Here is a 19,258-nt window from a genome sequence, read left to right on the forward strand (position 1 = left end):
TCCAGGCTCGAACTATGCAGAAACCGAACACTCTGTTCAAGCTTGCCCTCGCCCTGCCCGCCTCCCTCCTGCTGGCAGATGCTGTTGTGGCCTACCCCTGTGACTCGGTTGGGGGTGAAGCTTACAACTTCTACAGCCCCACGGTTCAGGTTGACAGTTTCGGGGCTCAGGTGTCGCCTGCTGTCGTAGGCAACGGTTTCATCGGGGTTGCCATCGAAGCGGTGGATGGACAGCCGGCTCAAGGCGCTATCAGCCGTCGCCTGTTCGGCCCTGCGCCTCGAGTTCAAGGGGTGCAGGTGGTTGGCCTGCTCCAGGATGGCCCGGCTCAACGAGCGGGTCTGGCCCAGGGGGATATTTTGATTGGGGTGGACGGGCAGCGGGTCACCTCGGTGCAACATGTGCAGCAAATTATCCAAAACACCCCCGTGGGCCAGCGGGTACCCATTACCTTCCGGCGCGGCGGACAAGTGCTATCGACGGTGGTTGTGGTCGGCGATGGCCGTGTGTTGCGCCCCTTGATGCTGCAGCAGCAGTGAGTGTTGCCAGGGATCCCTTGCTGAGCTCTCTGTGACTGCTGCACTAGGGACAGAGTGGGCAGTTTGGGCGGTTTGCGGCCTCAATGGGCTGCTGTTTTTAGCCTTGCTTGCCCTGATTCCTGTCCTCTTGAACCTGCGGTCGGCGCTCTGGGTTACGGAGCGGGCTATGGCTGATTGGCGGGAAGCCGCTGAGCGGGCTTTGGCTCCCACGCCGGCTGAGTTGCTGCGCCTGCGGGATCGGCTGCGGGAGAATCGCCATACCCTCGACCGCTGGCAGCGCCGTCTGCAGTTTTGGCAAGGGATCCGCAGGGTGGCTGTTTGGCTGGGGCGCAGGCTGTGAGGGGCATGGATACCCATCCCATCCGGCTGCAGGTGATGGCCAATGCGCTGGCGGGGATCGCCGAGGAGATGGGGGCGCGCCTCATCCGCGGTTCTTACTCGGCCAACATCAAGGAACGGCGGGATTGCTCGACAGCCCTGTTCGACGCCCAAGGGGCCTGTATTGCCCAGGCGGCCCACATTCCAGTTCACCTGGGAGCTCTCTCGGAGGCGGTGCGGGCGGTGGTGGCAGCCGGCCCGCGGCCCGGCGATGTGTTCGTCCTCAACGATCCCTACCAGGGGGGATCCCATCTGCCGGATATCACGGTGGTTACGGCCATCCCCGGCCTGCGGGATCCAGAACAGGTCTGTGCCTATGCGGTGAACCGCGCCCACCATGCCGATATTGGGGGGATGCGCCCCGGCTCCATGCCCGCCGACTCTACGGAAATCTGGCAGGAGGGGCTGGTGATCCCGCCGCTACGGCTGGCCCAGATGACCTCGACAGGGGAGCTGCGCTGGCAGGAGGATCTGCTGCGCCTGATCCTGGCCAATGTGCGCAACCCTGAGCAGCGGCGGGGAGATTTGCAGGCCCAGGTGGGGGCCAGCGCCGTGGGGGTGAGCCGGTTTGGCGAGCTGCTGGCCCGGTTCGGGGAAGAGGAGGCCTGGCAGTTGATTGCCGGGGTGATCGCCTACAGCCGACGGCGGATGCAGGCCCAGATCCGCGCTCTGCCCGATGGGATCTACACCGCCTGCGACTACCTGGAGGGCTACGGGGATCCGCCTGAGCCCATTGAGATCCGGGTGCAGGTAGAGGTCAAGGGGGAGAGGCTGCGGGTGGACTTCGCCGGCACAGCCCCGGCCACCGCGGGGAACCTGAACGCGCCTCTGGCCGTGACCCGCTCGGCGGTGCTCTTTGCCCTGCGCTGCCTGTTGGATCCCACTGCCCCCAGCAATGTCGGCCTGGAGGATCCCATCGAGATTGTGGCCCCGCCCGGCTGCCTGGTCAATGCCCAATTTCCGGCGGCGGTGGTGGCCGGCAACGTGGAAACCTCGCAGCGCATTGCCGATGTGGTGTTCAAAGCCCTGGCCCCGGTGGCCGGATCCCGTGCCATCGCCCAGGGGCAGGGCACCATGAACAACTGCGTGCTGGGCAACCGCCACTTCACCTACTACGAAACCCTGGGGGGCGGCCAGGGGGCCAGCCAGCAGCGACCAGGCCTGGATGGGGTGCACGTGGGCATGAGCAATACCCTCAACACCCCCATCGAAGCCCTGGAGCTGGAGTATCCCCTGCGGGTGCTGCGCTACGAGTTGCGCCCAGATTCCGGCGGCCATGGCCGCCAGCGGGGCGGGTGGGGGCTGATCCGCTCCATCCAGACCTTGCAAGATTGCACCCTCTCCCTGCTCACCGACCGGCGCCACCATGCCCCGCAAGGGGAAGAAGGCGGCGAACCTGGCCAGCTGGGGATCAACCTCGTCAACGGGGATCCCTTGCCCAGCAAGATCAGCCGCCCCCTGAAAGCCGGCGATGTGCTCACCCTCTACACCCCTGGCGGCGGGGCTTGGGGGTCCAGCGAGGAGGAGCAGGCACCCGAACCCACATAGCGCAGGCGAGCGAGAAACAACTGCTCGCAGCGGCGGAGCACATCATCGCGGCTGGCGAAGTGCTCCAGCCTTTGCACTTCTTGACCCTTCTCAAACAAAATTAAGGTCGGCAGCGAGCGCACCCGATAGCGGCGCGGCAGCCAAAAATTGTCGTCCACATTCACCCGCAGCACCTTGACCGCGCCGCCCCACTCTGCTGCGAGACGGTCGGTAATCGGCTGAATGAAGCGACACAGGCCACACCAAGGGGCACCAAAATCCACCAACACCAACCCGTCACTTGTCAAAAGTTCTTGATTAAAAGCATCTAAAGCAACTTGCAAGTTCATCACTCCCAGACTAAAGAAGTTGTTTGGGATCATGCTACCAGGCAACCCCGCTGGCTGCAGAAACCATTTGCGGATGAAAGGCATAAAGAATCACAACAAAGCTGAACACCCCCAGATAGGCCCAGCGCAGAAACTCTCGCGGTTGCAGGTGTTGTCGCCGCTGCAGAATGGCCAAGCCGGGGATCACAGAAGTACGGGCCTTGAGATCGCGGAAGGCCTGGCCGTATTTCCGCTCCAGACGGTGATCCCCGTGCCAGACGGCGAACAGGTGGTAGGCCACCAGCCCCAGGGAAGTGACCAGCATAAAACTGGAGCCAATCCAAAGGGAATGGGCCACACACCAGATCACCTGGCCCACCATTTGGGGGTGGCGGGTGATGCGGATGATCCCGGTCTCAAACAGGTGAATCTCCGGCTTGTGAATGGCAGCAATCTCCAGTAAGTTGAAGGTAGCCGGATACAAAAAGAAAAACGAGAGCGCCGACAAAAGAACAACGGTGGTGTGAATGCCGGGGACAGCATGGAGATCCCAGAGGATCACCCCGTCGTAGCGATGGTTCAAAAAGTAGATCAGCAACAGCGGAGCCAAGCTGAGGCTGACCAGCGCAAAAAGAAGGCGGTACAGACGGGATCCCAGCCAAGCTTCCCCCCAGGGGCGCAAGTGGGCCAGCCCACTGTGAGCACAGGCAAACCCCAAGATCATGCCCAACATGATCGCGTGGGATCTGTACCGGGCGAGCTCCGGCAGCAAGTGGTTGAAGAAAGTGGACAGCATCTTTTCGATGGCTCCTCTTCCGGTGTCGCTGTGACTTATGCTTAAAGATAAGTTACATTGGGCAACCTTCCGATGCTGAAACCTTTTTTTCTACGTTTTCTCGGCCTGCTCCTCTCGGTCACCCTGATGCTGGGCTGGGCGACCGCAAGCGCTCAGGCGGCCCGCCTCACCGGCAAGTACTACGAAGACAGCATGACCCTGATCCAAACCCTGCGCACCGTTCTCTCGGAAGCGGATCCCGTGATGAATCCAGAGGAGGCGCAGGTGGAAGCGATGGAGGCCATTCAAGAATTTGCAGGGCGCTACCATGGCCATCGCTACGACAAGCTGCAATCCTTTACGACTCTGCGCACCGTGTTCAACACCGTGGCCTCCCACTACCGCACCTCCAAGCGGCCTCTTGACCCAGAGAAGGTGGAGCGGGTGCTGATGCAACTGGATCGCGCTGAGCTGGCCTTGCGCCGCGAAGGTTAAGCTTTTCAGATCTCCCAGATCCAAATCACTGGGCGAGGCGCAGGATTACCTTGATGACAACCCGGTGGAGGCTGCTTTCGCCAAGCTCCAGATCGCCCCCCATTTCTCTCAGGAGCCGTTCGCTCACCCGCCAAGCAGCGCAACCCTTTGTTTGGATGGGCACATGGCACCGCCCTTCCAGATTCCACTCCAGGCACAGGCGCCCCTCCGCTGCTGCGATGGGATAGAGGTGTAGAGCCATCGAACCATAGCGTAGGGTGCGAATACCCCAGCGACACACCCCCAGCAGAGCCTGCACCAAACCGTGGGGATCCGCCCAAACCATAAGGCTGTCCGGGAGGGCGGGCAGCTCAGAGGCAGAAGGCGGTTGTAGGATCGGCCATTCGTAGCGAATGCCCTGATCCTGGGCCTGTAGGCGAGTTAGGCTGTACACATCCTGAAGGAGGGGACGGAGTCGGGTCGGCTTCGGTTGCAAGGGTTGAATGGGCAGGTCGTGGCGGGCCAGGCGGCTGTACTCCTCGAGCAACTGGATCAGGCGCTCCACCGCTTCTTTGGCACTTTGAAGGTACTCCCGCTCTTCTTCGCGGGAATCGCACAGATCGGACAGCACCAACTGCAGGGATCCCATCTGGCTGCTGAGGGGGTTGCGCAGCTCGTGGCCAATGCTGACGAGCAGCTCCTGCTGAAAGGCGCGCATCACCTCCGAGCGCTCAAACGCAAACTGCCAATCCACCGCCTCTTGCCTGACGGCAGCAGCGGCCTGCTGGGAGGGAGGATCGGGTTTTGCTGCGGGCAAGGGTTTCCTCCAGAGGTACTTCGGACAAAAGGTAGGAGATCCCGTTGATGTTCGAAGCAGGGCGTTCGGATGGAGAGCCTTGGGTTTTAGCTAGTTTGACAACGGCGCGCTCCTGGATCCTACCTTTTTCTTCCCAACTTTCTAGCCGACGAAGTGGGCGCTGACCACCCGCTCAATTCCGGCCAAATCCCGGTGGACTTGGATCTGCTGATAGCCGCCTCTGGCCTGCAACTGCTCCGCCACCCAAGGGGCTTGGCCTTGCATCACCTCCACCGCCCAAAAGGAGTTGGGGGCCAAGTAATCCGGTGCTTTTTGAATCAAAAGCCGCAAGTGCACCAGCCCATCTTCCCCGCCATCGAGGGCCTGTCGTGGCTCGTGCAGCCGTACCTCGGGCATGAGGTAGGCCAGCTCCCCGGTGGGGATATAGGGCGGGTTGGAAACCAGGCCACGCAGCCGACCTCGCCAGGGATCCAAAGGCGCAAACCAGGATCCCTGTAACAGCTTCACCCGTTCCTGCAGATGATAGTCCGCCACATTGGCTGCCGCAACGGCCAAAGCCTCTGGGCTCACGTCCACCGCTAGAAGCTGCAACTGGGGATGCCCCTGGGCCAAAGCGATGGCAATGGCCCCGCTGCCGGTGCCCAGGTCGGCAAAAGGGGATCCCGGCGGCAGCAGGTTAGACTGCAACCAAAGGGAGGCTTGCTCCACCAGCAGCTCGGTCTCCGGGCGCGGGATCAACACCGCTGGCGTTACCCGCAAGCTCAAACCTGCCCACTCTACCCTTCCCAGCAGGTACTGCAGGGGGATGCGCTCTGTCAGCCGGCGCCGCCACAGCTCCTCTACCTCCGCCAGCGGATCCCCCTGCAGCGTCGGGGGCCGACCCAGCAAGCGCTCCAACGATCCCCAGCCCAGCCGTTCCCTAAGCAGAAGTTCCACCTCCTGAGGAGGGATGCCGGCGGCTTGCGCCGCCTGCAGAGCCTGGGCACGCCAGGCCAGCAATTGCTGCACCAGCGCAGAGGGGGATCCCATCAGGAGCTAGGTCAACGCCGCTGAGGCTGGGGAGTGGCAGAGCGAATTAACGATTGCACGTACTCCAGCGACGCGCGCGGCGGAATGAAAGCGATCTTCTGCACATCCTCCTGGGCGTCAGGGGCTAACATGCGCTCCACCACGATGGCCAGGGAAGTGACCTCGATCTGGGTTTTGCCGACCACCTCGGGGTTCTGCGCCGCCGCCCGGTCTAAAGCCCCCTTCAGGTCGTTGCGGTCGAAGAAGAAAGGCACCACCTCCTGGCCATCCTGCTCGATGGTCAGCAACCCCTCTCCCGAGCGGCCATAGAACAGCGGCACGCCGATCACTTCCGGCGGCACCTCCTGACCCGTTTCTTTCAGCACTTGCTTGGCCGCCTCCACATCAGCAGCCCGAGGCACCACCTCAAAGTACAGATTGCTATTCTTGGCCCGCTCTTCTTCCGACTTTTCGTAGGCGTAGCCCAAGGGAATGGGCACCACCTGGGCTTGCTGGCCCACCTCAGGGTTCTTGGCTTTCACCTGATCCAACGCTTGCTGGGCTTGGTTCTGATCCAGCCAGAAAGAAGCCACCTGGATGGTGCGACCCTCCCGCTCTACGTTAGCGACCACAGGGGTGCCGTTCTGAGACACAATGGCAAAAACCGGCACCAGATTCAGCCGCTCCGCCACTTCTTGACGACTCATGGGGGCTGCCACTGCCTGAGTCGAGAGGGGCCCCCCTTGAGCAAAAGTAGGAACTCCCCCCCAGATCACCCCCGCCAACCCCAGCAGGAGGGTGCTGCGAACTGCCGCTACGAACGCGGCCCGCCCGCCTGCCTGAGCTCTACGGCGGCAGAGGGATCCCAAAAGCGGCACTGCATTACCGCGCATCATTTTCATCTCTACTCCTGGCATCACGCCTTGTCTTCGTTGCTATTGGGTCAGATCCCTGAAACACTAACCGACGACCTCTGCCCAAGAGGAGCTGACCAAGCTCACCTTGCTCAACACAGCTCAGGCTGGCCATGCGGCCCACTCTTGGGACTTTGGGGACAGCGCCTGGCGAAGCTGGCCCTTGCTGACACTACGCCCCTCTACCCTTTTTGACGAGCGCCCCCTGGGCCACCCTAGAAGGCAAGGTTAAAGCATTTGCTCAACCCCTGTCGAGGGGTAAAGCCCTCGTTTTGGGTGGGGATCCCGCATCACCTCCTACTATATACGGAGTCTAACAAAGCGGATCCACACCAAATACAGATAGCCCCTCCATCCTCTGGCTGTAGAGTCTGGGCTGAGAAGGCAGGATCCTGGGAACGCGGCAGCGGCGTGGGGCGCCTGGGCTGAGGGCAAAGATCCCATCAGGCAAAGCTCTTGCTTCCCGATCCCGCTACTGACTGAGGTTCCGAAATGGGAAACAGACGGCCCTGCTCGACGGTAACTTGAACCCGCGTGCCCACCGGCAAAGCTTCCCGCGCCAGGGCGTGCAATTGCTTGCCCGTCTCTGTAACCAGACAATAGCGATACTCTCGCCCCAGAAACTGTCGATCCCGAATGGTAACTCTCCCCTGGGGATTGGGATGCAGACGTAACTCCTCCTGCCGGATCATCAGCTCTCCCTGGCGCAGATGGGGATCGGGCTGATCCCTCAAAGCCTGAAATGGGATGTGCAGCAGCCCCTCAGCTTGCCAACCGAACTCCCGCCGCTCACAGCGAAGAAAGTTGGCCTGGGCGATGAATTCCGCCACAAAGCGGGTAGCCGGCTCCCGATAGACTTCCTCCGGGGATCCCCATTGCTCAATACGCCCTTCCCGCATCACCGCCACCCAATCGGAAAGGCAGAGAGCCTCCTCTTGGTCGTGGGTAACGAAAATGGCCGAGGTCTGGGTTTGCTTGAGGATTTTGCGGATTTCTTCCCGCAAGTAGTAGCGCACCTGCACATCCAAGTTGCTCAACGGCTCATCCAAAAGGATTAGGCTGGGCTTGGGGGCCAGAGCTCGGGCCAGGGCCACCCGCTGCTGCTGCCCGCCTGAAAGTTCATGAGGATAGCGGTGGGCGTAGTCCTCTAGACCCACCAACCGCAACACCTCGTCAGCCCGTTCCCGCGCCTGTTGGGCAGCGCCTCCCACCTCAGCCGAGGAGGAGCGACTGCCGCCCCCCGCTGCCGACGCGAACAGGGCAGTGGGCCGGAGGCCAAACATCACATTGGCCAACACATCCAAGTGGGGAAACAGGGCAAAATCCTGAAACACCAGCCCCACCCCCCGCCGCTCCGGTGGGATCCACTGCCCCTCCCCGGCCACCACTCGCCCCCCCAGCAGGATCCGCCCGCTGTCTGGCTGCTCAAAGCCGGCAATGGTGCGCAATAAAGTGGTCTTCCCACAGCCCGATGGGCCGACAATCCCCAGAATGTCTCCCTGGGGCAGGCGAAACGCCACTTCCTGCAAAACCAACTGCCGCTGGCCGGGAAACCCCTTGCTGATGTGCTCAACCTCAAGAATGTAGGGAGAGTCCGTCCGGGCAGCGGTGGACGTCGAGGAAATCAAAAACTCGGCCATGATCGTTGTTGCAAAAGATTTTCACTATCTTTACCAGACTACCATACCTCAGATCCTTCCCGGCCCGACGCCAGTCAGCTAGAGGGCGGCGGAGAGGGATCGATGCCAGTCTTTCCTGTTTGCTTGGAGGGGCAGGCAGGAATTAGTGTTACACTGGGTTAACGAAGTTTCCCAGGCTCTGGTGGCGCTTATTCTCGACGGCGCATCCCAGAGTTTTATTGTGGATGAGTTTTGAGACCCAGTTTCCCGAACGTGCCCTGATTACGGGGGCCAGTCGAGGGATCGGCAAAGCAGTGGCCCTAGCCCTAGCTCGGCAGGGGGTGGCAGTTGCTCTGGTGGCCCGTTCCCATCCCGATTTGCTGGGGGTACAGGCGGAGATCCAGGCAAAGGGAGGAAAGGCGGAGGTTTTTCCCATCGACTTGGCCGACTTAAGAGCCCTGCCGCAGCGGTTGCAGGCTCTCCTGGATCAATTTGGTGTTTGTGATGTCTTGGTCAATAACGCCGGCATAGCCCATGTCGGGCCTTTGGCCACCTTATCTTTGTCCGATTGGCAGCGGGTGATCGACTTGAACCTGACGGCAGCTTTTCTCTGTGCCCAAGCCGTCCTGCCGGCGATGCGCCGGCAGCGCTGCGGCACGATTGTCAACATTATCTCCATTGCGGGCAAGCGAGCCTTTCCCAATTGGGGGGCTTACTGCGCCAGTAAGTTTGGCCTGCTGGGCTTTTCTCAAGCCCTGGCCGCAGAGGAACGGCAGCATGGCATTCGGGTGACCAGCCTGTGTCCCGGAGCTGTGGATACACCTCTTTGGGATACAGTTCAGGTCGATTTCGACCGTTCCAAAATGCTCTCGCCGGAGTGGGTGGCGGACTTGATTGCCCACATCGTTCGCCTGCCCAAGGGTGCCGTGGTGGAAGATCTGACCCTCATGCCGGCAGCAGGGGCCTTTTAGGCCGGGCTGGAGCTGGCTTTTCCTGTAACGGCCTTTGTGACTGAGCTTTTGAGGAGATCTGCCTGCACCGCCTCCCTCGACAAGTTCCTTCAACCCTTCGTTCAACCCAAGGAATATCCTGCTATGACTCTTGCCAAGCCTGGATCCGGTGCCGAGTTTCGACTCAACGACAAAGCCAACCTGAAGTCTCGCCTTGTCCGAGATCTGTCCCATGCGGCGGGGCAAGAGCCCGAGGGCTCAGAGAGCCTGGATCCGGCGATGGTAGCGGCAGTGGAGACGTTGCTGCGGGGAATTGGGGAGGATCCGCAGCGGGAGGGCCTCAAGAAAACGCCGGAGCGGGTGGTGGCCGCCCTGAAATTTTTGACCAGCGGCTATCGGCAGTCCCTGGAAGATCTCATCAACGGCGCCATCTTCGACGAGGGCCACGACGAGATGGTGCTGCTGCGGGATATTACTTTGTTCAGCCTCTGCGAGCACCACCTCTTGCCCTTTATCGGCAAGGCCCATGTTGCCTACATCCCCCGCCAAAAGGTGGTGGGCCTGAGCAAGATCGCCCGCATTGTCGAGATGTACTCCCGCCGCCTGCAGGTTCAGGAGCGCCTTACCCGCCAGATCGCGGAAGCTTTGATGACCATGCTGGATCCCTATGGGGTGGGGGTGGTTATCGAGGCTACCCACATGTGCATGGTGATGCGGGGGGTGCAAAAGCCGGGCTCTTGGACGGTCACCAGCTCGATGGTGGGGGTGTTCCAGGAGGATCCCCGCACGCGGGAGGAGTTTTTGAGCCTCATTCGCCACCCGTCCAACCTTTAAGGATGCCGCGGCGCTTTGCCGGCAAGAAAGCTAATCCTCTGCTCTGGCTGGGCATACTAGCTTAAAATCGACGCAGATCCTGCCAGAAGCGAGGCCTGTTATGAGCGAGGTTAGCCCCGAAAATCAATTTCCCACCGACTTAGACTCCGGTTGGAAGCCGCCGACCCCGCCTGTTATCCAGCGCCCCGCGCGTGCGGCCGCGCAAGCGCCCTCGGCAGAACCCCCAACCCAGCTAGATCCGGTGCTGGGCAGGGCTGCTCCTCCCCCTGTCGGGAGCGGATCCCGTCCTGTCCCCAGCGCCCCCAAGCCCATCTTGGGCCGGCCCGTCCCCCCAGATGTGGCCGTCGCCCCCCCGCAGACGCCGGTGCCCATGCCGGGCCCTGCCACTCCCCCGCAGATGTCTCCGCCCCCTCCAGCTCCTGCTGCCCGGCCTCAGGTGTCTCCCCCCAGCCCCGGTTCGGCTGCTCCGCCTTTTGGGCCGCCGGCTCGCCCCACGGCTGCTGGACGGATCCCGGTGGCCGCCGCTGCTCCTAAGTCTGCCCCCGCTGGACCGACGCTGCGCCAACTGGTGCAGGAAGCCTACGAAAAAGGCTACTCGGATATTCACCTGGGGGTGGGAGAGGTGCCCCGTTTCCGGGATCGGGGGCAAATTGTGATAGGCAACTACCCGGTCACCACCACCGAGGTGTTCTATAGCTGGCTGCGGGAAAGCCTGCCGGAGAACCAAATCCGCCAGTTTGAGGAGTGCCTGGAGCTGGATACCGCTATCCAGTACGAGGGCTTGGTGCGCTGCCGGGTTAACTGCTTTGTTTCTCTGCTAGGGCCTGCCATGGTGCTGCGCCTGATCCCGCTCAAGATCTTGACGCTGGAGCAGTTGCGGGCGCCGGAGGTGCTCAAGCGCATTGCCGAGGAGCACAAGGGCCTGGTACTGGTGACAGGCCCCACCGGCTCCGGGAAGTCCACAACCCTGGCGGCGATGGTGGACTACATCAACTCCAACTTTGCTAAGCACATCATCTCGATTGAGGATCCCATCGAGTTCGTCCACCAGAGTAAGAAATCGCTGGTGCGGCAGCGGGAGGTCGGCATCCACACCCTGGAGTTTGCCAACGCCCTCAAGGCTTCGCTGCGGGAAGATCCGGACATCATCCTCATCGGGGAGATGCGGGATCGCGAAACCGTGGATACGGCTCTCAAGGCCGGCCAGACGGGCCACCTGGTGTTTGGAACCCTGCACACCAACAGCGCCGTCCGCACCATCGAGCGTCTCTTGGGGATCTACCGGCCAGAGGAGCAGGAGCCAATGCGTCTGCAACTGGCCGAGACTCTAGTAGCAATTATTGCCCAGACGCTGGTGCGCACCACCGACGGCAAGCGCACCGCTGCCCACGAGATTATGCGCAACACCGATGCCATCCGCGACTACATCAAACGGGGTGCCGTGGACGAGATCGAGGAGCTGATTGCCGACGGCTCCTACGAGGGGATGTGTACCATGAACCAGTCGCTGTTTCGGCTCTACCAAGAGGGGCGCATTACAGAGGAGGTGTGTCTGGAGGCGGCTCCGCGGCGCAACGAGATGGCCCAATGGCTGCGGGGGCGCATCTGAGGTCGCTGCCCCGCAGGGTGGGTGCTTGAGGGAAAGCTCGCCCTATCCTAAACTGAGAGCAAGCGGCAAGGCTGGCTTTCTGGGCCATATTCTCATCTCCTGAGCCGAGCTTTGGCTTGCGGGATGGGTGCCGGATTGGTGAACAAATTGAATTGAAAGCAAGTTAGCAAACAGGAGAATTCCTACCGTGAGCGTGATCAACCAGATCATCGAGACCGCGGACGACCAACTGCGCTATCTCTCCGTCAGCGAACTGCAAGCTATCAAAGATTACATGAGCAGCGGCGAGAAGCGTTTGCAGATCGCTCAGGTGTTAACTGAGAACAAAAAACGCATTATCGATCAGGCGCAGAAGCAGCTATTTGCCAAGCGACCCGAATACATACAACCCGGCGGCAATGCCTACGGCGAAAAGCGCTATAACCAGTGCCTGCGGGACTACGACTGGTATCTCCGCCTGGTGACCTATGGCATCATTGCCGGCAGCAAAGAGCCGATCGAGTCCATCGGCTTGATAGGGGTGCGGGAGATGTACAATGCCCTCAACGTGCCCATTGCCGGTATGATCGATGCGATCGTGTTCTTGAAGGAAGCAGCCCTCAGCCTGCTGGATCCGGACTCCGCCGCCGAGGCTGCCCCCTATTTCGACTACATCATCAATGCCATGAGCTAGCTCGCCTCTCTTGAGGAGGGAGGCCGGTCTGGGCGGTGGAGAGGCAAGCTTTGGTGGTCTTGCTGCCTACAGAGATGCCAGGGCGGTGCGGGCGTGGGCGGCCACCTGCTCTTGGGGATCCTGGGCCAGCCGGGTTAGGCCGGGGCGGGCGGCTTCGGTGCCGAGCTGGGCTAGAGCAATGCAGACGCGGTAGCGCAACTGCCAATCGTCCGAATCGATGAGGGGCTCCAAATGGGGGATGGCCCGCGGATCCCCTAGATCTCCCAGGGCAGCGGCAGCGGCTGTTGTTAGCAGCTCGTCTCCTTCCTGTAAAACCTGCACTAGGGTGTCGAAGGCGGCGGGGTTGCCCAGCTCGCCCAGCGCGGCGACAATGCTAAAGCGCACCAGCCACTCCGTCTCTCGCCGGTAAGCCTCTAGCAGATCGTCTAGGGCCTGTGGCTGCTTCAGATCCCCCAGGGCGGCGGCGGCGGCAGCCCGCACATCGAACTCGGGGTCCTCTCGCAAAAACTGTTGCAGAATCGGCAAAAGGGCAGCCGGGTCGACACCTGCGCCGGAGAGCGTGCCCAATTGGCTAATGGCGGCATAGCGGACGCGGGCATTCTCGTCGGTTACAGCTCGCTGCAACAGCGTCAAGGCTTCGGTCGCGGGGAGCTCTCTGGCCTTGTTGACGGCGCGCAGCCGATCCCCCAAGTTCTGAGAGCTCAACAGCTCCAGCAAGGCCGGCAGATCCCCAGAAGTTGTCGTCATCTCCTTTTCTCCCCCTAACCCGGCTATAGCAAAGGACGAAAAGCCGATGTTATCATTCTGAGGCAGTGCATCCAGTTTTTGTGAACTTATGGCCTTACTGCAGCAAGAGAAGCAGGAGATTATCGAGACCTACCGACTTCACGACACTGACACCGGCTCTGCCGAGGTACAAGTTGCTCTTCTAACCAGCCGTATCAACCAACTCTCGCAGCACCTTCAGAAAAACCCGAAAGATTTCAACTCGCGCCGCGGCCTAATGATGATGATCGGTCGGCGTAAGCGGCTGCTCAACTACATTGCCAAACGTTCTCCCGACCGCTTCCGGGAGCTGGCCGAACGGTTGAACATTCGGGTGAAAAAGTAGGCAGCTAGCTAAATCACTGTCGGAGAGCTACCTTCGTGGGCAAGTCCAGCCGCTATTCCAAAGCCTCCCGCCGCCGCTCCAGCTCTACCCCTGCTCAGGTGGAGACGCAACCGACCCAAAGAGAGCCGGTTGCTGTCATTCCCCCTGAGGTCAGCCGGCGTATGGTGCGGCGGATCTTGGTCTTTTCCGGGATCCCTTCTGGCCTTGGCTTGAGCAGCTTTTTTGTCAATTACTATCTCTTAACCAACCATGTGATAGCCCTGCCCCCCTACTTTACTTTGGTGGAGTCGCTGGCCTTTTTCGGCCTTGGCTTTTTGGGCATTAGCTACGGCGTGTTCTCGGCTTCTTGGGATCCAGAGCCGGGATCCCTGCTGGGGATTGACGAGTTCCGCCGCAACCTAGGCAATGTTTTCAAGCAATGGCGCGAGTTGTCTGACCCTTCTAAGCCGTCGGAAGCTGACGAATCCTAGATTTTGCTCTCTCCCCCAGCCCCGTTATCCCCCATACGTTACATTCCGCTCGGTGGTGCGGAATTGCAGGATCGTCAGGCCCACCACAATTAAGAAGAGCACAATGGATTGGGCGGCTGCCCTGCCCAAATTGCCTGACGATACGCCAATCTTGTAGATCTCGTACATCAACACCGAGGTGGATCCGGAAGGGCCGCCGGCAGTCAGCAAATCAATGGTGCCGAAAATATCGAAAAAGGCGTAGGTCATGTTGGTGATCACCAAAAAGAAGGTGATGGGGGAAAGCAGCGGTAGAGTGATGGAAAAGAAGCGGCGAAGGGCCCCCGCCCCATCGATGGCAGCCGCCTCCTGCAAATCTTTAGGCAGGTTTTGCAGCCCAGCCAGATAAAACAAAATGTTGTAGCCCACTTGCTTCCAAACGCTGGCAAAGATCACCACCCAAGGGGCTAAATTGGGATCGCTCAGCCAGTTCAAACGTGGGATCCCTACTAACCCCAGCAAGTAGTTGGCTACGCCGCCCAAGGGGTTGAAGATAATGAAAAAGATGATACCGGCCACTGCTGGCGAAATGGCGTAGGGCCAGATCAGCAAGATGCGATAGATTGCCGCCCCGCGGATGGGCTGGTAGGCCAGCGTGGCAATCAACAGGGATCCGCTCAGCCCCAACACCACGATGGCCGCCGAAATGGCTAAGGTAATCCCCAGGCTGCGCAGATAGGTGGCATCCGTCAGCAGAGCGGTAAAGTTGTCCACACAGACGAAGCGGCTGCGCGGCGCGCCCACAAAGGTGAGCAGGGTGGAGAGGCGCAGGGTATCCAGCCCTGGATAGTAGAGAAACACCACCAAAATGGCGAAGGTGGGCAACAAGAGCAGCCACGCCAGCCACCACTGCTTAAAGATGCCCCTCTCCTGAACAGCTGGGCCGGGGATCCCCAGGCGGCGCTCCTGCTCCTTCTGCGTCCACGCCAACAGCGGCCAGAGGGGAATGGCCATGCCCGCCAGCACCAGCCCCACGCCAAAGGCCATGTCGATGGCCTTGCGCTCCGGCTCAAAAGTGCAAAAATCCAGGGGCGCCATAAAAATCAGGGATCCCAACCCTCCTGCCAGCCCCCCCAGAGCCGCCCCCAGCAGCACAGGCCGCTCGATGCGCCGAAAACGGGATCCCACCCAGAGGGCCCCCGACAACCCCGCCAGCAGCGGCAGCAGCACTTGGATCCATTTCCCCATGTTCTCTCTCCCATCCAACCTTGCAAAAGCCAAAAAGGGGCAGGCCGCCGCCCACCCCCCATCCTCAGATTTTGCTTTGCTGTAGCCCAGCTCCTGACCAATTACTGATAGAGGGAGTTGTACTCGGCCAGAAGGCGGTTGGCCTCCTCGTTGGCCTTGGCCATGGCCTGGGCCGGATCCCCGCCTTTAAGCATCAGATCTTCCATGGTTTGGGTCACCACGTTGCGAATTTCGGGGAAGGCCCCCAGCAGCGCCCCACGGGTGGCAGGGGTCACTTTGGAATTATTAATTTGGTCGCTGGCGGTGAAGAAGTTGGGGTTTTCCTTGAACCAGCCCTTCGACTCCAGCAAGGCTACCGAGCTTTTCCGAATGGGCAAGTAGCCGGTCACTTGGTGCCACTCGGCAGCATTTTCGGTGTTATTGAGCCACAGCATGAAGGTCAGCGCCCCCTCTTCCACCTCCTTGGGCAGATCCTTCACCAGCCAGAGGCTGGCTCCCCCGATCAAGTTCCCCGTCCAACCCTTGTCGGCGTTGTAGGGCATGCGGGTGGTGACCAGCTCGATGTTGTTCTGCTTGGCGGCATTGGTGATGTTGGCGACATCGGCGCTGCTGGTGATGGCCATGGCGACGGTACCGGTCTGGATGGCCTGCTCGGTGGCTGCCCAATCCCGCTGCTTGCCGCTGTAGATGTAGTAGCCTTTGTCATACATCCCTTTCCACCAGGTGGCGATAGCCACCGAGGGCTGCGAGTCCAAAAAGACCTGGGTGGCCCGGGCGGCACGGCCATTTTCGTTGTTGGCCAAGAGAGCATCTTGCTGCGCCATCCACTGCTCGTAAAACCAGCCGTGGTTGGGCCAGGTGACGCAGCCCTGGGGAGCGTCGGGAAGCGTCATGATCTTCTCACAGGCGGCTTCTAGCTCCTGCCAGGTGGCCGGCGGCTTCTCGATCCCGGCCTTCTTCAAAATGGCGGTGTTGGAGTAGAGGATGGGGCTGGAGCTGTTCCAGGGCATGGAGGTGAACTTGCCATCCAGGGTGTAGTAGCTCACCACCGGCTCGATAAAATCCTCGAAGTTCACCGGGATCCCGTTCACTTCGGTGCGGTTGCCCAGCGCCTCGGCGATGGACTTGAAGTAGCCGAAATCCCGTGCCCGTTGGGTGCCCACCTCAAACCACTGCACCACTGCCGGAGCGGCTTTTTGTTGAATAGCGAGGTCGGTGGCCTGTTGAATTTCTTCGTAGTTGCCGTAGCCCTCAACAGTTACATTGTATTGAGGAAATTGCTTGTTGAACTCTGCCGCCTTTTGACGGGCCCAATCGAGACGGTTATCGGTAAAGGCAATCCAAACTTTGACGTTGGCAGGAGACTGGGCAAAGCTGTCAGCAGCCAGGAAGGCAGCACCAGCGGTAGCCGCCAGGCCGGCCAGAGCAGCCAGGAAAGTCCGACGGGTATTCATAAAATAAAATGCAGTCGCATCCACTAAGGGCAGGACTGATACTAGCGCAGCGACATTAAGAGCAGGTTATAAACCGGGGATCCTGAAGGGGCAACCCATCCGTCGCACCACCACCATCGACCCCCATCCGTGAAGGATCTGGTGGGATCCCCTGCTTAAGGCTGCCCAACCTGCCGCCGCAGCGCCTGGATCCCGGCAGCCAAGCCAAAGAGAACGAGTACCAGCAGGGTGCTCAGAGCTGCTGCCTGGTGGGTGTAGCCCCCCTGTTGCAAGCCAAAGATGAGCCACCCAAAGGTTTCTGAGCGGGAGGTGACCAAGAGGGCGGAGAGGGTCAGCTCGGCAAAAGATTGCAGAAACACCAGCAACACCGCTGCTGTCAAGGCCGGTGCCAGCAGGGGCAGCAGGATGTAGCGAAAAGTTTGCAGCAGGGAGGCCCCGTCGATGCTGGCCGCCTCCTCCAGGCTGGTGTCCAGGCTGCGCCAAGCAGCTTGCATCGGTTGCAGCGCCAGGGCCAAGAACCGCCCCAAGTAGGCCATCAGGATCAGCCACAGGGTGCCGTAGAGGCTCAGCCCCGGCAGGGGAGGGGGCAACCACACCAAAATGAGGGACAACGCAAAAATCAGGCCCGGCAGGGCATAGGGCAAGTCCACAATGAAGCTGAGCAGCGCCAGCAGCCGTGCTTTCAGCCGGGTCAGGGCGTAGCCCAAGATCGTCGCCATCCCGCTGCAGAGCAGCGCTGCTCCTCCCGCCAAACCCAAACTGTGCAGCGTGGCGCGGCGGGCCCGCTCCAGCTCAAACAGAACCAGCCGGAAATGCTCCAGCGTCAGGTTAGACCAGACCAAGGGCAGGCCATAGGCCCGCAGCAGGGCAGTTGCAGCCATGGCCAGCAAAGGCCCAAGGATGACCAGCAAGGCTGCGGCAAAGAGGATCCCGCTGAGCAGCCAACCCAGCCAGCCCAAGCGATAGGGATCCGGAGGGGCCTCGCCCGGATCCAGCCCCGCCTGAGGCTGCTGTGACCAGGCCAAAAAGAAGAGGGCCGGCAGGCCAAAGAGCAACGCCAGCGCCGCGCTGCGCCCAAACCCATCCCCGCCGAAGTTGATCACCTCTTGGTACAGCAGGGTGGGCAAAGTCAGGTAGCGTCCTGGGATCCCCAGCAAGGCCGGGATCCCGAAATTGCCCCAGGCCCCCAAGAAGGCCAGCGCCGCTGCTGCCGCCACAGAGGGCCGCAACAGGGGCAGCGTGATGAAGAGCCAAACCTGCAGCAGGTTGGCCCCATCCAGTTGGGCCGCCTCCTGAGCTTGCTTGGAGAGCCGGCTCAAGCCCGCCACCAGCGTCAGGTAGGCAATTGGCAGCACAAAAAGAGCCAGCAGCAGGATGATCCCCCCCGGCGTGTAGAGGCTCCACAGGGATCCCTGACCCCCCAAAATCCAGCGCAGCCCCTGCTGCAAATAGCCCACCGGCCCGGCCCATTGGATCCAGGCCAAGGCCAAAACCTGGGGCGGAACCACAAGGGGAGATAAAAAGAGCACCCGCAGGATGCTGCGGCCCGGCAAATCTGTCTGGGTGGTGAGTACCGCCAGCACCAGGCCGCCGACCAGCGCCAATGTGGCTGAGACCGCCGACACCCAAAGGCTGTGAACCAGCGCCAGATGGACACGGGGCGTTTCCAGCAACCAGCGGATGTTCTCACCTTCCCCGCTCAAAGCTCGCTGCAGCAGCCGCCAGAGGGGATAGGCATGGGTCAAAACCAAAAGGCCCGGTACAGCCACCAGCCAGGGAATGATGGGGTGCCTTAACCCTTTACTCAAACCCTCCCCCAGAAACGTTAGACCACGCCTTTGCCGACGCCCAAGGGATCCCACCTATTCCTCAAACAACTTGGCAAAGCGGGCCTTGTCGGCCTCGCGGCTTTGGGCCAACTCTGCTGCCGGGGCGCTCAAGATCTTCAGCTCGCTCAAAGCGGGGAACCCTTTTGGCGGCGTCACACCCTGCCGCAGCGGCATGTAGCCCATCTCAGCAGCGACCTCCTGCCCCTTCTGAGACAGCAAGAAGTCCACAAAAGCCTGGGCAGCTTCCAGGTTAGACGTTCCTTTGACAATTCCCACCGGCTCGGTAATCACCGGCACGCCCTCCTTGGGATAGACCACCTCCACTGGGGATCCCTCGTTGCGGCTGCGAATGGCAAGAAAGTCCACCACCATGCCGTAGCTGATACATTTACGCTGAACACTGCTGAGCATTACTGCTCAGCGGTGAAGCGATAGCATTCTGTCCGTTTCCGTTGTCACTACGCGATGCTGACGCGACCGCGCTACTCGGACGGAGTCCAAACAGAAAGGCGGTATCCCGCACAGCCCTGAGCATAACACCCAGAGCGCCTTGCCAATCTCGTGGTAGCCTATGGTTGCACTTCGGGCATCTAAACACCTTTGCGCCACCCAACTTGGTGTGGATGTGCCCGCACTTGGTACAGGTTTTGCTGGTGTACGCTTCCGATACTTCCACGACAACCACGTTTTTCTTCTTGGCTTGAAACTTCAGGAGCTGCTTGAA

22 protein-coding genes are annotated in these 19,258 nt (G+C 60.9%); 10 read left to right on the forward strand and 12 right to left on the reverse strand.

Translation table 11 applies throughout. From position 1 onward, the window contains the following. The first annotated feature begins 14 nt into the window (after positions 1-14). The 3 genes from SYN65AY6A5_RS11450 to SYN65AY6A5_RS11460 are packed head-to-tail and all read left to right on the forward strand — an operon-like array spanning position 15 to position 2,462. Positions 15-536 (forward strand): PDZ domain-containing protein, encoded by a 522-nt coding sequence (locus SYN65AY6A5_RS11450; protein WP_240527784.1) that lies wholly within the window; start codon positions 15-17, stop codon positions 534-536. 31 nt (positions 537-567) lie between these two features. Next, positions 568-876, forward strand: a complete 309-nt coding sequence (locus SYN65AY6A5_RS11455; RefSeq protein WP_099812695.1) for a hypothetical protein — start codon at positions 568-570, stop codon at positions 874-876. 5 nt (positions 877-881) lie between these two features. Continuing rightward, complete coding sequence (locus tag SYN65AY6A5_RS11460; RefSeq protein WP_041439269.1) at positions 882-2,462, forward strand: hydantoinase B/oxoprolinase family protein; 1,581 nt, start codon at positions 882-884, stop codon at positions 2,460-2,462. On the opposite strand, the gene SYN65AY6A5_RS11465 is transcribed toward SYN65AY6A5_RS11460, so the two are convergent. Beyond that, positions 2,399-2,791, reverse strand: coding sequence for a thioredoxin domain-containing protein (locus SYN65AY6A5_RS11465; protein ID WP_011431572.1), 393 nt, complete (start codon positions 2,789-2,791; stop codon positions 2,399-2,401). The genes SYN65AY6A5_RS11460 and SYN65AY6A5_RS11465 overlap by 64 nt on opposite strands. Positions 2,792-2,825: 34 nt before the next feature. Then, positions 2,826-3,566 (reverse strand): NnrU family protein, encoded by a 741-nt coding sequence (locus SYN65AY6A5_RS11470; protein WP_049749798.1) that lies wholly within the window; start codon positions 3,564-3,566, stop codon positions 2,826-2,828. A gap of 72 nt (positions 3,567-3,638) precedes the next feature. Here SYN65AY6A5_RS11470 and psb27 point away from each other — a divergent pair, with 72 nt between their 5' ends. Continuing rightward, positions 3,639-4,040 (forward strand): photosystem II protein Psb27, encoded by a 402-nt coding sequence (gene psb27, locus SYN65AY6A5_RS11475; protein ID WP_011431570.1) that lies wholly within the window; start codon positions 3,639-3,641, stop codon positions 4,038-4,040. A 25-nt stretch (positions 4,041-4,065) separates the two neighbouring features. On the opposite strand, the gene SYN65AY6A5_RS11480 is transcribed toward psb27, so the two are convergent. The 4 genes from SYN65AY6A5_RS11480 to SYN65AY6A5_RS11495 all read right to left on the reverse strand — a co-directional run bounded on the left by SYN65AY6A5_RS11480 (position 4,066) and on the right by SYN65AY6A5_RS11495 (position 8,398). Then, entirely contained in the window at positions 4,066-4,836 is a 771-nt protein-coding gene (locus SYN65AY6A5_RS11480; RefSeq protein ID WP_011431569.1) for a histidine kinase dimerization/phospho-acceptor domain-containing protein, read from the reverse strand. Positions 4,837-4,977: 141 nt separating this feature from the next. Then, positions 4,978-5,865 (reverse strand): peptide chain release factor N(5)-glutamine methyltransferase, encoded by an 888-nt coding sequence (gene prmC / locus SYN65AY6A5_RS11485; protein ID WP_041438671.1) that lies wholly within the window; start codon positions 5,863-5,865, stop codon positions 4,978-4,980. Between the two features lie 11 nt (positions 5,866-5,876). Next, positions 5,877-6,746, reverse strand: a complete 870-nt coding sequence (locus SYN65AY6A5_RS11490) for a Tic22 family protein (protein ID WP_099884443.1) — start codon at positions 6,744-6,746, stop codon at positions 5,877-5,879. A gap of 455 nt (positions 6,747-7,201) precedes the next feature. Beyond that, positions 7,202-8,398 (reverse strand): ABC transporter ATP-binding protein, encoded by a 1,197-nt coding sequence (locus SYN65AY6A5_RS11495; protein ID WP_011431566.1) that lies wholly within the window; start codon positions 8,396-8,398, stop codon positions 7,202-7,204. 224 nt (positions 8,399-8,622) lie between these two features. Between SYN65AY6A5_RS11495 and SYN65AY6A5_RS11500 the strand changes: the two genes are divergently transcribed. The 4 genes from SYN65AY6A5_RS11500 to apcD all read left to right on the forward strand — a co-directional run bounded on the left by SYN65AY6A5_RS11500 (position 8,623) and on the right by apcD (position 12,443). After that, positions 8,623-9,348, forward strand: coding sequence for an SDR family oxidoreductase (locus tag SYN65AY6A5_RS11500; RefSeq protein ID WP_099812698.1), 726 nt, complete (start codon positions 8,623-8,625; stop codon positions 9,346-9,348). A 123-nt stretch (positions 9,349-9,471) separates the two neighbouring features. Further along, positions 9,472-10,161 (forward strand): GTP cyclohydrolase I FolE, encoded by a 690-nt coding sequence (gene folE, locus SYN65AY6A5_RS11505; RefSeq protein WP_099812699.1) that lies wholly within the window; start codon positions 9,472-9,474, stop codon positions 10,159-10,161. 100 nt (positions 10,162-10,261) lie between these two features. Further along, entirely contained in the window at positions 10,262-11,770 is a 1,509-nt protein-coding gene (locus tag SYN65AY6A5_RS11510; RefSeq protein ID WP_228375371.1) for a PilT/PilU family type 4a pilus ATPase, read from the forward strand. 187 nt (positions 11,771-11,957) lie between these two features. Beyond that, entirely contained in the window at positions 11,958-12,443 is a 486-nt protein-coding gene (apcD, locus tag SYN65AY6A5_RS11515; RefSeq protein WP_011431562.1) for an allophycocyanin subunit alpha-B, read from the forward strand. A gap of 66 nt (positions 12,444-12,509) precedes the next feature. On the opposite strand, the gene SYN65AY6A5_RS11520 is transcribed toward apcD, so the two are convergent. Then, complete coding sequence (locus tag SYN65AY6A5_RS11520; RefSeq protein ID WP_011431561.1) at positions 12,510-13,190, reverse strand: HEAT repeat domain-containing protein; 681 nt, start codon at positions 13,188-13,190, stop codon at positions 12,510-12,512. A gap of 88 nt (positions 13,191-13,278) precedes the next feature. On the opposite strand from SYN65AY6A5_RS11520, the gene rpsO reads away from it, so the two are divergent. Beyond that, positions 13,279-13,554 carry a 30S ribosomal protein S15 gene (gene rpsO / locus SYN65AY6A5_RS11525; RefSeq protein ID WP_011431560.1) on the forward strand — a complete coding sequence of 92 codons (276 nt, stop codon included), beginning with the start codon at positions 13,279-13,281 and terminating at the stop codon, positions 13,552-13,554. 35 nt (positions 13,555-13,589) lie between these two features. Further along, positions 13,590-14,024, forward strand: a complete 435-nt coding sequence (locus SYN65AY6A5_RS11530) for a PAM68 family protein (RefSeq protein WP_011431559.1) — start codon at positions 13,590-13,592, stop codon at positions 14,022-14,024. Positions 14,025-14,048: 24 nt separating this feature from the next. Here SYN65AY6A5_RS11530 and SYN65AY6A5_RS11535 read toward each other — a convergent pair whose 3' ends face one another. The 5 genes from SYN65AY6A5_RS11535 to SYN65AY6A5_RS11555 all read right to left on the reverse strand — a co-directional run. Beyond that, positions 14,049-15,251 carry a sugar ABC transporter permease gene (locus tag SYN65AY6A5_RS11535; protein WP_240531039.1) on the reverse strand — a complete coding sequence of 401 codons (1,203 nt, stop codon included), beginning with the start codon at positions 15,249-15,251 and terminating at the stop codon, positions 14,049-14,051. A 101-nt stretch (positions 15,252-15,352) separates the two neighbouring features. Next, positions 15,353-16,705 (reverse strand): ABC transporter substrate-binding protein, encoded by a 1,353-nt coding sequence (locus tag SYN65AY6A5_RS11540; protein ID WP_099884445.1) that lies wholly within the window; start codon positions 16,703-16,705, stop codon positions 15,353-15,355. 155 nt (positions 16,706-16,860) lie between these two features. Continuing rightward, positions 16,861-18,513, reverse strand: a complete 1,653-nt coding sequence (locus SYN65AY6A5_RS11545) for an iron ABC transporter permease (RefSeq protein WP_240527786.1) — start codon at positions 18,511-18,513, stop codon at positions 16,861-16,863. 54 nt (positions 18,514-18,567) lie between these two features. After that, on the reverse strand, positions 18,568-18,945 hold the full coding sequence (locus SYN65AY6A5_RS11550; RefSeq protein WP_099884448.1) for an extracellular solute-binding protein: 378 nt from the start codon (positions 18,943-18,945) through the stop codon (positions 18,568-18,570). After that, the coding region (locus SYN65AY6A5_RS11555; RefSeq protein WP_143597166.1) for a zinc ribbon domain-containing protein at positions 18,923-19,258 on the reverse strand (336 nt) is incomplete at its 5' end. The genes SYN65AY6A5_RS11550 and SYN65AY6A5_RS11555, both read right to left, overlap by 23 nt.

The sequence above is a fragment of the Synechococcus sp. 65AY6A5 genome (assembly GCF_002760415.1).
Lineage (GTDB): Bacteria > Cyanobacteriota > Cyanobacteriia > Thermostichales > Thermostichaceae > Thermostichus.

What these genes read in the sequence shown, in the direction of transcription:
- SYN65AY6A5_RS11540 (WP_099884445.1), bottom strand. Translation starts at nt 16,705, where the DNA reads ATGAATACCCGTCGGACTTTCCTGGCTGCTCTGGCCGGCCTGGCGGCT.
- folE (WP_099812699.1), top strand. Translation starts at nt 9,472, where the DNA reads ATGACTCTTGCCAAGCCTGGATCCGGTGCCGAGTTTCGACTCAACGAC.
- SYN65AY6A5_RS11470 (WP_049749798.1), bottom strand. Translation starts at nt 3,566, where the DNA reads ATGCTGTCCACTTTCTTCAACCACTTGCTGCCGGAGCTCGCCCGGTAC.
- rpsO (WP_011431560.1), top strand. Translation starts at nt 13,279, where the DNA reads ATGGCCTTACTGCAGCAAGAGAAGCAGGAGATTATCGAGACCTACCGA.
- SYN65AY6A5_RS11550 (WP_099884448.1), bottom strand. Translation starts at nt 18,945, where the DNA reads ATGCTCAGCAGTGTTCAGCGTAAATGTATCAGCTACGGCATGGTGGTG.
- SYN65AY6A5_RS11450 (WP_240527784.1), top strand. Translation starts at nt 15, where the DNA reads ATGCAGAAACCGAACACTCTGTTCAAGCTTGCCCTCGCCCTGCCCGCC.
- SYN65AY6A5_RS11460 (WP_041439269.1), top strand. Translation starts at nt 882, where the DNA reads ATGGATACCCATCCCATCCGGCTGCAGGTGATGGCCAATGCGCTGGCG.
- SYN65AY6A5_RS11465 (WP_011431572.1), bottom strand. Translation starts at nt 2,791, where the DNA reads ATGAACTTGCAAGTTGCTTTAGATGCTTTTAATCAAGAACTTTTGACA.
- SYN65AY6A5_RS11490 (WP_099884443.1), bottom strand. Translation starts at nt 6,746, where the DNA reads ATGAAAATGATGCGCGGTAATGCAGTGCCGCTTTTGGGATCCCTCTGC.
- SYN65AY6A5_RS11495 (WP_011431566.1), bottom strand. Translation starts at nt 8,398, where the DNA reads ATGGCCGAGTTTTTGATTTCCTCGACGTCCACCGCTGCCCGGACGGAC.
- psb27 (WP_011431570.1), top strand. Translation starts at nt 3,639, where the DNA reads ATGCTGAAACCTTTTTTTCTACGTTTTCTCGGCCTGCTCCTCTCGGTC.
- SYN65AY6A5_RS11500 (WP_099812698.1), top strand. Translation starts at nt 8,623, where the DNA reads ATGAGTTTTGAGACCCAGTTTCCCGAACGTGCCCTGATTACGGGGGCC.
- SYN65AY6A5_RS11520 (WP_011431561.1), bottom strand. Translation starts at nt 13,190, where the DNA reads ATGACGACAACTTCTGGGGATCTGCCGGCCTTGCTGGAGCTGTTGAGC.
- SYN65AY6A5_RS11535 (WP_240531039.1), bottom strand. Translation starts at nt 15,251, where the DNA reads ATGGGGAAATGGATCCAAGTGCTGCTGCCGCTGCTGGCGGGGTTGTCG.
- SYN65AY6A5_RS11510 (WP_228375371.1), top strand. Translation starts at nt 10,262, where the DNA reads ATGAGCGAGGTTAGCCCCGAAAATCAATTTCCCACCGACTTAGACTCC.
- prmC (WP_041438671.1), bottom strand. Translation starts at nt 5,865, where the DNA reads ATGGGATCCCCCTCTGCGCTGGTGCAGCAATTGCTGGCCTGGCGTGCC.